General features: G+C 56.4%; 10 protein-coding genes. 5 read left to right on the top strand and 5 right to left on the bottom strand.

Annotated elements, in window-relative coordinates; genetic code table 11:
• Positions 1-567: 567 nt before the first annotated feature.
• The 3 genes from WDN10_02360 to WDN10_02350 all read left to right on the top strand — a co-directional run bounded on the left by WDN10_02360 (position 568) and on the right by WDN10_02350 (position 3,923).
• Positions 568-1,101 carry a hypothetical protein gene (locus tag WDN10_02360; protein ID MEJ0053548.1) on the top strand — a complete coding sequence of 178 codons (534 nt, stop codon included), beginning with the start codon at positions 568-570 and terminating at the stop codon, positions 1,099-1,101.
• A gap of 535 nt (positions 1,102-1,636) precedes the next feature.
• The gene (locus WDN10_02355; GenBank protein MEJ0053547.1) at positions 1,637-2,539 is read left to right on the top strand and encodes a hypothetical protein; all 903 of its coding nucleotides are present in this window, start codon (positions 1,637-1,639) and stop codon (positions 2,537-2,539) included.
• A gap of 100 nt (positions 2,540-2,639) precedes the next feature.
• Positions 2,640-3,923, top strand: a complete 1,284-nt coding sequence (locus WDN10_02350) for a LamG domain-containing protein (GenBank protein MEJ0053546.1) — start codon at positions 2,640-2,642, stop codon at positions 3,921-3,923.
• 49 nt (positions 3,924-3,972) lie between these two features.
• Here the strand turns inward: WDN10_02350 and WDN10_02345 are convergent, their stop codons facing one another.
• Genes WDN10_02345 through WDN10_02325 form a run of 5 tightly spaced genes read right to left on the bottom strand, consistent with a single transcriptional unit; the run spans position 3,973 to position 8,047 of the window.
• Complete coding sequence (locus tag WDN10_02345; GenBank protein MEJ0053545.1) at positions 3,973-4,581, bottom strand: class I SAM-dependent methyltransferase; 609 nt, start codon at positions 4,579-4,581, stop codon at positions 3,973-3,975.
• A 3-nt stretch (positions 4,582-4,584) separates the two neighbouring features.
• Complete coding sequence (locus WDN10_02340) at positions 4,585-5,856, bottom strand: oligosaccharide flippase family protein (protein MEJ0053544.1); 1,272 nt, start codon at positions 5,854-5,856, stop codon at positions 4,585-4,587.
• Positions 5,853-6,947, bottom strand: a complete 1,095-nt coding sequence (locus WDN10_02335; GenBank protein MEJ0053543.1) for a hypothetical protein — start codon at positions 6,945-6,947, stop codon at positions 5,853-5,855. Before WDN10_02335 ends, WDN10_02340 begins: the two co-directional genes overlap by 4 nt.
• A 24-nt stretch (positions 6,948-6,971) precedes the next feature.
• Positions 6,972-7,658 carry a glycosyltransferase family 2 protein gene (locus WDN10_02330; protein ID MEJ0053542.1) on the bottom strand — a complete coding sequence of 229 codons (687 nt, stop codon included), beginning with the start codon at positions 7,656-7,658 and terminating at the stop codon, positions 6,972-6,974.
• The gene (locus WDN10_02325) at positions 7,655-8,047 is read right to left on the bottom strand and encodes a GtrA family protein (GenBank protein MEJ0053541.1); all 393 of its coding nucleotides are present in this window, start codon (positions 8,045-8,047) and stop codon (positions 7,655-7,657) included. The genes WDN10_02330 and WDN10_02325 overlap by 4 nt, the downstream gene beginning before the upstream one ends.
• A 70-nt stretch (positions 8,048-8,117) precedes the next feature.
• Between WDN10_02325 and WDN10_02320 the strand changes: the two genes are divergently transcribed.
• Positions 8,118-8,756: a methyltransferase domain-containing protein gene (locus WDN10_02320; protein ID MEJ0053540.1), complete on the top strand. Its 639-nt coding sequence runs from the start codon at positions 8,118-8,120 to the stop codon at positions 8,754-8,756.
• Positions 8,757-8,758: 2 nt separating this feature from the next.
• Positions 8,759-9,814 carry a glycosyltransferase family 39 protein gene (locus tag WDN10_02315; protein MEJ0053539.1) on the top strand — a complete coding sequence of 352 codons (1,056 nt, stop codon included), beginning with the start codon at positions 8,759-8,761 and terminating at the stop codon, positions 9,812-9,814.
• Positions 9,815-9,817 lie beyond the last annotated feature (3 nt).

The following is a 9,817-nucleotide window of genomic DNA, read 5'->3' as shown; positions in this document are numbered from 1 at the left end:
AAAATAATCAAGAACCAAAGTGGATGCTGGTAATGATCAGATTATCCGCTCTATTCTTTATAGTTATTGGCTTGTATGGCTTGTATACAGCACTTAGTGTCTAGAAAGACCTAACAGTCCCTACTTAATGATATCGGTGCTAGTAAAGCGTATAAACATCGCGAGACTTAGATTAGCAAATAAGCTAATCATGGTAATGCTAAATAGGAGGATAAGAAGTCGTCTTTTATCTAAAGTAGTATTTTATATATATGGAATCCTACAAAAAGGAGTTTATATCAATGATTACGAACAATCGAATCATCACTATATTCCTCGATTCTTACTTGAGGAATTTGCACTTCCAGGTACTGGCGACATTATTGAATACAAACTTGGCGAAATTCCAATAAGAAAATCAATACGGAGACTACAGACTATGACAGAGGCTACCAGATGGCTGTATATGAGATTATTTCTCTAATGCAACAGCAAGCAAGAGCTTTTCAGATTGACCTAGAGGAAATTAATCTTAGCGGAATTAATCCTGACAAGGATTTATTATAGTGAAGTGAATTTAAGCAGGTTATGAAATTTGGATTTAAGGAGACTCGCGAATACCTGTCAAGCTTTACATGGTTTGAAAGAAAGCAGGTAAGAAATGAGAATCAGCTTTCAGATAATGATCTGAAATATATTAAAGGATGGACCATCTCTCCCTTTGGGTACGGATACATAGCATATATCTCACTAAGGAAGCTGCCTGACATACTCATTGTATATGTCATAACCTACCTTTATTTTGAAGTGACGGATAAGCTAATCAATACAGATGGTTTTGAAGGTATATGGACTCTGTTTTTCGGTCTTTTAACTCTGGCAATGTTTCTTGCATCGCTCTTTGCAATCATCTTTACATTTAGACATGGGAGACGTCTATCATGGAATCGGGGCAGGTATGTATATTCAAGGAAAAATATTCTGAATCCGAAACTACAGCAGTTTGAGTCTGTTGACGAGCTAAGGAAATCTGAGAGACGCTATATTAATTTCAGTGTGGTTCCAACCTTCATCCTTCTCGCGGTAGGACTTGGTTTACTGGGTTTCATCGCATTCCTGTAGGAATCAGTTATCCACCTCGCTGTAAATTCTTACAAGAGTAAAATGTAGAGACCGAGGATAGAAGGTGGTCACTTCTACTAATCCTCCTCGGCAAGCACTATCATGGGAAACACGAGCAAACGTGTGGCAAGTATGGCATCGAAGTTGCTGAAGAAGCCGCAAAAGCGTACAGTCCAGAAGTCAGTCGCAGGTGCCGCCCTTGGCGACACAAAGCGTAAGAAGAAATAGGGGACTTGGAAAAAGCTGTCCTACGATGAGAGCTTGAGGTCAGAGGAATGACTGAGTTAAGGCAAGACCAAACAGCGCATTACGGCCACACCTTCCCAGAAAACCGCTGAAAGGCGGTTTTCTGCTACCAAATACTCAATACTTTCCAGATGTAAAAGTTCACTGAAATAGCTTACCGATCCAATACGGCTTGTATACAGCCTTTAGCGTCTAGTGGCTTCTAGCAGTCGATCGTATTCCTTTACGCTTTAACGTTTCCGCAAGACGCGCCTTCATTTCGCCCACAGCCCGGTATATAGTGTTCGGCATGAGAAAGGCTTTCTATAGCGCCCTCCTTCTGCCGTTCGCGCTCCTTATGGCGCTGCCCGCCCAGGCGGCCCCGCCAGTCCAGGCCGTCCCGACAGCCAATACCGAATGGTCGTTCGACCGTTCCTCTCTCGACGTTCCCATCGGGAATGAGGTGAGCAGGGAAGTGCCGTATGACGAAGAGGACATCGTGAACGTGTTCAGGGTCGCGAACCAGCGGCTGTATAAGAACTACAAGTGGACGAGGAACACGGACACCAACGAGCAGAAAGTCTGGGACATATTCGAGGGCATCGCGGGGACCGACTTCACCTACCAGCATATCGGCGTCTACCTTACCTACAATCTCCCGCACGAGCCCGTGCTCGCGTTCGTGACGCGCATAAGCAACAAGCAGCCGTCGTGGATGCTCGCCGTGAACACGAACGCGTCCAGCTTCGAGAACCGGACATGGGTGCGCGACGCCGCCATCATCCTGACGCACGAATACACGCATCTCCTCACGCTCGATAAGGATCAGGTCGAATTCAAGAAAAAGAGTCCGCGCTATTGCGCCAAAACAGGGCGGTATCTCTCTCTTGCCGGGTGCACCAAAAAGGATTCGTATCTCGACGCGTTCGTGAAAGCTTTCTGGAGCGCCGGCGACGTGGCGGACGCGCGCGAGGCGCGGGAGAAAGGGAAGACGCCCGCGTTTTACAACCGGCACCTCGACGATTTCACCACCAAGTACGGCGCGAGCGGTCCCGAGGAAGACATCGCCGAATCGTTCACCGACTTCGTGCTTCGGGCGAAGCCTGCCGGTACGCTCAAAAAAGACCAGAAGATACTTTTCTTCTACCAATATCCCGAGTTTGTTACGATGCGCGACTCCATCCGCGCATCCGTTCAGCAATATTTTATCTAAAACGGCGGATATCCACACGCCCGATATTTCATTTCAAACAGGGTAACGAATATAATTTTTTCCGAGGTGTTGCGCTTACTTATTAAGTAAGACCTCGCACATGAGACATACGTCGTTCGTTCCGCTCCTGGTAGCGGCATTTTTATTCGCTCTGCCCTCGGCAGCGCTCGCGGCGGAGCCGCCGTACGCTCTTTCCTTATTCGCCGCCGGAACCACTTCGCCCTCCCAGCAAAAGATAGTTACCGACGTGATTCCCTCGTCGCTTACGATCGACTGGAATACGGGGAACGTGCATTTGCTCAACCTCATCACGAGCGATATCGGCCTGGCGTTCGGAGGCGCGCAGCCGGGAAGCGAATACAAGCTTATCCTCAACCAGGATGCGTCCGGAAACCGTACCGTCGCATGGCCCGGTTCGATCCTGTGGCTCGGGGGCGAAGCGCCGACCTTAAGCGCTGCCGCGGGGAGTGCCGATGTGTTTACGTTTCTGTATGACGGCGCCCGTTACTTAGGTTCCTATGCGCTCGGATACGGAGCTCCGAAACCTGCGTCAACCTCCGGCCGCATTATTACCCACCATTCTTCTCATCATAGTTCCGGCGGAGGCAGTTCGGGAGGGAACGATGACGAGAACGACGATGATGAAGGCGATGGGGGCGGCAACGACGAGCCTGATACTCCTCCCGATGATACTCCGCCCGCTCCGGTGCCTGCCGCGTATTCGGACGGCTCGCTCGTTTCCTACTGGAAACTCGACGAGACGGGCGGCGATGCCATCGATTCGGTCGGCGGCAATACGTTGGCAAACAACGGCACCGTGTACGCGCCAGGCCTCGTTCATAATGCCGCCCGGATTACGGGCGCGGGCAGGGCAGGGCATTATTTCACCGCCGACGACTTAACCCAGAACGGGCTCGACGTGACGGGAGACATGACGCTCGCGTGCTGGGTCAAATTCGGGTCGCAGCCGCCGGACATGTATCCGATCCTCGCGAAGTGGGGCGGGCCGTCTGATGCGAATTCGTACCGTCTAGCATATGCAAATGCCGGGGGAACAGGCGCATTGTTTTTCGGCACCAACGGCTCAAGCAACGAGCAAGTTACCATCCCCCAGACGCTTTCGGACGGCGCCTGGTATTACATCGCCGCCACCGCGAGCGGAACGACGGGAACGATCTATGTGAACGGCGCGGGCATCGGCACCGGAACCGTAGCGGAAACGAAGAACGACAGCTCCACGGCGTTCGGGCTCGGGTACCAGGCCGGAGGCAATATCTCCGGGGACCAATTGCAGGACGAGTGCGGCGTCTGGTCCCGGGCTCTCACCGCAGGCGAAATAGCCGAACTCTATAACGGAGGAGCCGGGAATCAGTATCCGGAATAACCGGGCGGATTCTGAAGGACTGACAAAACGCCCCGAAGGGGGCGTTTTGTCAGTTCCGCACGAGCACGGTCTGAAGCCACCGCTTCGGGCCGTCTGAAAATATATCGTTATGCTCAATGCGCATTCCTTCGGCCTGGAACAGGGCCGCATATTCCCGCAGCTGTTTTTCGCTCCGCCCGGGCGAAATATAATTCACCATGAGGATGCGTCCTTCGGGAGCGACGAGTCGTACGATATTCGCTATGGCCTTCCGGAATTCGAGCGGGAAGCGGAGATCGCCGAGATAATACAGGGTGTCCCCGAGGATGACGAGATCGAAAGGTTCGGAGGATCCGAATGTGCGCAGATTCGCAACCGAGAAGCGGATATTCGGAATATGTCCGAGCCGCTCCTTCGCGCGTTCGACAGCTTCCGGAGAAATATCGATTGCCAGGACCTCTCCGCAATGGGGCGCGGCTTCTTCCGCATACTGGCCCCTTCCCGTGCCAAGGTCAAGGCAGCGGGCATAGCGCCGGCTGTTTATAAGTCCGATGGCGGCTTTGATATCCGCTACGCCCTGCTCCCGGCCCCACATGCCGCCGCGTTGATACACCCGGTCCATATTCCTCTTCTTGAGGAAGTCGAATATGCGGATTCTGAGGAAATTGAACATAAGCATATGCTATGCGCCCGAGAAGCGCTTCCTGCGCCACGCATACGCTTCAAGGAGCGCGCCGCTCACGGCGAACGTCCATACCCGTCCCGCGATGCGCGCTGCGATGGCGCCTATAAGGCCGTACATGCTCGTAAGAAGAACGAGCGCGAGGATCTGGAAAACAGGGGACACAATATTGAGGATATAGAGTTCCCGCTTCGCTTCCTGGGCCTGCAGGAGCGTCGAGGGAAGGGCGCTCCCGATCGGAACGAGCGCGAGCGCGTACACCTGCGAATAGAAGATGGCTTCGGCATAGGTCGGAAAGAAAATGTGGAAGAGCATCGGTGCGGCCGCCGCATAGGCAAGCGCCGCGAGCGCAAGGCCCGCGGTCAAAAGCCACAGGCGGTTCCAGAAATTCGCCCGCACCTCTTCAAAGGGCCGCGCGACGAACTTGGGAAGCGCCAGGGTCGAGACGCCGCCGAATACGTTCTTAAGCTGTTCGGGAAGAGCGGTGGCGAATGCGTAGACGGCCAGCTCGACCGCGCCGAGATAATGGAAGACGACGAGCTTATCAACCTGTCCCGCGAGCGTCGTGAGGAGATTCATGACGCTGAAGTGCGCGCCGAGCGCCCGGAATTCCGGATCGTTCACGCGGTTCGGACGGTACCTGATATACGTGAATGCCGCGAGCGCGAAGCCCGTAACAACGCTGCTGAGCAGATAGATAACGAGAAATACGAGCGGACTCTGCGTCGCGAACATGGTCGCGAAAAGCGCGGCGGCTGGCGCAACGGCGAATATCGCGCCCGAGATGGCGACCACACGAAACTCTTTCTTGCCGATGAGATACGACCCGAACAAATACGCGGGCTGCATGAGGGGACCGAGAACGGCGATGATGAGGAACCCGTACCCGAATTGCGCGTTCGCGTTCACGAAGTAGTAGGCGCTTATGCCAAGCGCGATAACGCCAAACGGCAGGCCCCATGCGAGGCTCGTCGCGAATGACGAACGGTATACCCCCTCGCGCCCCCGGGCGACCGCCTGGGAAAGCGCGGTAGGGAGGCCGGTGAGGGAAAAGGCGGTCAGTACCCAGAACGCGGACAAAAGATACCGGTAGGTTCCGTACGTTTCCTTCGGGACGAAATGCGCGAACGCGATCGCCAGCAGGAACGCGGCAAGCCCCGTCGCTACCTGATCAAGCGACAGCCAGAAACCGCCTGACGCGAGGTAGGTTATATCGGTTTTGGTATAGCGCTCGAGAAGCCGCACGAGCGGAGTATTTCGGAATCTTTTCATAGGAAATTCGCAAGATAGTGCGCGAAGCGGTACAGCCCGTCATGCCCTCCGATGGACAATAACACCGCGCTTACGGCGACGGGTGCAAGGTAGAGGATCCAGCGATAGCGGGGGAGACCAAGGAACCGCGCGCCATAGAGCGCGAGCGGAACAAGGGCGATCCATTGGATGTAGAGGATGCGGTCGGTGAATGTCGGCCACGCGATCGGTATGAGCGCGGCTAACCCGAGCGCGGCGAGGAGTTTCCACTCCCGCGCACCGGTCCGAATGCGGCGCGCAAGAAGCGCATATGCGCCAAGAGCGGCCGGCAGCCACAGGATACCGAACGTCGCGAGTTCCGCTCCTATAAAGTATTTAAGCGTATGGATATCGGCATACAGGGCGTTATTGAACGTGACCCAGCCGAAGAATCCGGGAAGTCCCGCCTGGCTTATGGCAAACAGCAGCAGTCCTTCTAGGACCAGGAAGGGAAGGCAGAGCGCCGCGAGCGAGCGGAGGGTGCGGCGAAATCCCCGATCGAAGAATACGAGCAGAAGATAGGTACCGGCAAATACGAGTCCCAGAACCCCGGTCTCTTTCCCCGTCGCGCCGAGAAAACCGACGAGCGACGCGAGCATAAGCAGGCGATCGCTTTCGAGCCTGATCGCCTGAAGCGCGATCGCGATGGTCGCGGCGCAGAAGAACCATCCCGAAATATCGGTACCAGCCGCAAACCCGAGGCCGAGCGCCGGATAGGCGGTCATGACCCAGAACGTGCCGAGAAGCGTCTCTTCCTTTGAGAACCCGAGTCGTTCGAGACAAAGGTAGGCCGCGACCGAGAGCCCGAAGAGGAACCCCGCGTTTACGACAAGCAGCACGGCGACCGGCGAAAGAAACCACCCGACGAGCCCGAGAACGCCGTAGAGCGGCTTGAACGCCCGGAACGCGTCCCACGGATTGTCCGTGACCGCGAACGTGAAGTGCCGCCAGCCGTCGATCTGCGAAAGGTAGGTGCCGGTGTCGACGTGTCCGATGCCGAAGATGAATACGTCGGCAAGAATGATGGCGATAGCAAGACCCAGAAGAAGCGCGAGTGTCTTGCCGCGTGGCATGAGGGAAGTATACCCGCCTTCTTCCTAATCGACGAAGCGGTATTTGATGATCGCCCAAAGGATGCGGAACCCGTCCTTCCAGTTGATCTTTTTGCCTTCGTCGTAGCTGCGGGGGTAATAGTGGATCGGGACGCTCGCGACCGCATTTCCGCGCTTCAGTACTTTGCATACGAGCTCGTGCTCGTAGGCGAAACCATGCTCCCGTACCTGTATGGAATCGATAAGCTCTTTCGTAAACGCCTTATAACAGCCCGTATATTCTTCGGCATTGCCTCCGTAGAGAATGTTCGTCGCAAGCGTGATGAGCGTATTTCCGATATCGTATGCCACTCCGCGGGGCGGGGCGTCTTCGGGAATGATCGTGCGCACGCCGACGACCGCCTTCACCTTCCCGGAGAGGATCGGCGCGATCACGGAGGCATAGTCTTTCGGCTCGTACTCGAGATCGGCGTCCTGGATGATCACCATGTCCCCGGCCGCGGCAGCAAAGCCCGCGCGCACCGCCGCGCCTTTGCCGGGCGTTTTTTCCTTGATGACGCGAATGCCGGGGATGCCGGAAGCGATGGCGTAGGTCGAATCCTTGGAATTGTTGTCGACGACGATAACCTCGATTTCAAGCGGCGACAGGTCGATGGCCCGTACGCGCCGCACGATTTCGGCAAGCGTGCGCTCCTCGTTATACGCGGGAATAATGACGGAAAGTTTCTTCATGCGGACGCGAAGACGAGCTTCTGGTACGTAAAATAACTTGCAATGGCGATGAGTCCGCCCGAGAGCACCTGCGCGGCGAGGTACCAAACGCCAAGCACGTCCACGAAACCGTACATGAGAGCGGTATTGATGCAAATGTTCGTGACCGTGATGAGTGCGTAGAGCGCGAACTGGAAGTGCATGCGTTCGGTCGCCCGGTTCCGGAACGTCCAGAACTTCTGAAGCGTAAAGCTCACGACGGTCGAGCTGAGGAAGGAGAGGACCGAGGCGGAAAGATAATGCATACCCGCGTGATCGACGAGAAGATAGAGCACGAGCAAATTCACCGCGGTTGCGGTTCCGCCGGAAACGACATAGCGCGCGAGCTTGCGCATATGGGGAGAGGGCATGTCATGGAGACTATACCATTTCCGCACCGTATCCGGCCGCGTGGTATAGTGCGGCTTTACGGCAGGGCTCATGATAAAACTCACGCACGGCAAGATACGCGGATTCCTCGCGAAGTACGCCACCGGCGCGCACACGCTCGACATCGGGGCGACGAGCGGCGAGCACAAGGACTATTTTCCGGACAGCATCGCGGTCGATATCGATCCCGCGCGAAAGCCGGACGTGCTCGGGGACGCGCACCGGTTGCCGTTTCCGGACGGAAGTTTCGAGCGGGTAGTATGCGCCGAGATGCTCGAACATGCGGATGATCCGAGGCAAGTAGTCGAGGAAATCCACCGGGTGCTTGCGCCCGGCGGCCTCGCCCTCCTTACGACGCGCTTCGCGTTTCCGGTCCACGACGCGCCCGGGGATTACTGGCGCTTCACGCCGTACGGCCTCCGGAAGCTGTTCCACCGGTTCGAAATCGTCGAAGCGGCAGGGGACAGCGGGCCGTTCTACGCCCTTGGCGTGCAGCTTCAGCGGATATTCTTCCAGTCCGACGTGCGGGGAGGAAAAGTTACGAAGGGTCTCCTTTATCTTCTCGCGCTTCTCTTTTCACGGATGGACTGGCTCGTCGTGCGCTCGTATGGCGATATCAACCGTTCCGCTCCCGAAGATCATCTGCTGTCCGGAGGCGTCTTTATCGCGGCCCGGAAGCGCGTATCCTGACTATGGAGCCGCTGCGCGCTATCTCCCATACGGCCCTCACGCCGCTTGTATGCGTTCTAATCATCGGCGCGGGACTCGCGGTCTTTAAGCTCGATGCCGCCGGGCTTACGCTCAATAGCGACTACGCGAGCTATCTTGAAACCGCGGAACTTTTCAGGGGCGCGCCGGATGCGGCCGCGAATCCCGGGAGAATCCTGAAGCCGCTCGCTCCGCTTTCGGTCGCGGCGCTCGAAACGGCGCTTCCTCCGGGAACCGCGTTTCTCGTGCAGGTTGTCGTCTTTTATTTCCTTCTCATAGCGGCCTGCTACGCGCTCGGGCGCGCCTTCGGATTCGCTGCGAAGGAGAGCGCGCTCCTTGCGCTCCTGCTTGGCGCGAGCTATCCCGTGCTCAGGTACGGCGTTGATCTGTATACGGAAACAGGCGCGCTCTTCTTTTGCGTGCTTTCGTTCGCGCTCACGCTCCGGTACCTGCGCGCTCCCGGATGGCGAGTGCTCCTTATAAACAGCGCAGTCATCACCCTCGGCTTCCTTTGGAAGGAGTACAGCGCCGTCGCGGCGCTCGCCTTCGGCCTTGCGATTCTCGCGCACCCGGCTCTTTCGTGGCGCGAGAGGTTCCGCGACCTTTTCGTATATGTCGGTGTCTTCGCGGTCGTGAATCTTGCCTGGGAAATCTTTGTCTATACACGTTATCACTACACGTATCTCTCCTGGTATCACCAGGCGGGCGAAGCCGGTTTCAAGACCGAATTCACGGCCTTCAACATCGCGAAAAGCCTCGCGGCGCTTCTCGGCCTTGGCTGGCTTCTCGTGCCGTTCGGTCTCGCCCGCGTCCGTGGGCTTGCCGTGTGGCAGAAGCGCTTCCTGCTTATCGCCATCCCTGCCTCCTGCATGGCGTTCTTCTGGGGGTATGTTTCGTCCCGGTTGTTTTTCATCATCGCGCCCGCTTTCGCGCTCATCGCGGTGCTTGCGCTGTCGCGGGTACGGCATCCTGCCGTGCGCTACGGCCTGGTCTGTGCCGTGCTTGCCGGGAACGTAGCCTGGCTGCTTGCTTCGGCGTGATAT

This window comes from bacterium (assembly GCA_037200965.1).
Lineage (GTDB): Bacteria > Patescibacteriota > Minisyncoccia > Phycocordibacterales > Phycocordibacteraceae > C7867-001.
The sequence above is the reverse complement of the archived record's forward strand: the minus strand, read 5'-3'. Positions and strand labels throughout refer to the sequence as shown.

Excerpts from the sequence above, each read along its gene's own strand:
- WDN10_02345 (MEJ0053545.1), bottom strand. The coding sequence starts at position 4,581 with ATGCTTATGTTCAATTTCCTCAGAATCCGCATATTCGACTTCCTCAAG.
- WDN10_02330 (MEJ0053542.1), bottom strand. The coding sequence starts at position 7,658 with ATGAAGAAACTTTCCGTCATTATTCCCGCGTATAACGAGGAGCGCACG.
- WDN10_02340 (MEJ0053544.1), bottom strand. The coding sequence starts at position 5,856 with ATGAAAAGATTCCGAAATACTCCGCTCGTGCGGCTTCTCGAGCGCTAT.
- WDN10_02325 (MEJ0053541.1), bottom strand. The coding sequence starts at position 8,047 with ATGCCCTCTCCCCATATGCGCAAGCTCGCGCGCTATGTCGTTTCCGGC.
- WDN10_02355 (MEJ0053547.1), top strand. The coding sequence starts at position 1,637 with ATGAGAAAGGCTTTCTATAGCGCCCTCCTTCTGCCGTTCGCGCTCCTT.
- WDN10_02335 (MEJ0053543.1), bottom strand. The coding sequence starts at position 6,947 with ATGCCACGCGGCAAGACACTCGCGCTTCTTCTGGGTCTTGCTATCGCC.
- WDN10_02315 (MEJ0053539.1), top strand. The coding sequence starts at position 8,759 with ATGGAGCCGCTGCGCGCTATCTCCCATACGGCCCTCACGCCGCTTGTA.
- WDN10_02350 (MEJ0053546.1), top strand. The coding sequence starts at position 2,640 with ATGAGACATACGTCGTTCGTTCCGCTCCTGGTAGCGGCATTTTTATTC.
- WDN10_02360 (MEJ0053548.1), top strand. The coding sequence starts at position 568 with ATGAAATTTGGATTTAAGGAGACTCGCGAATACCTGTCAAGCTTTACA.
- WDN10_02320 (MEJ0053540.1), top strand. The coding sequence starts at position 8,118 with ATGATAAAACTCACGCACGGCAAGATACGCGGATTCCTCGCGAAGTAC.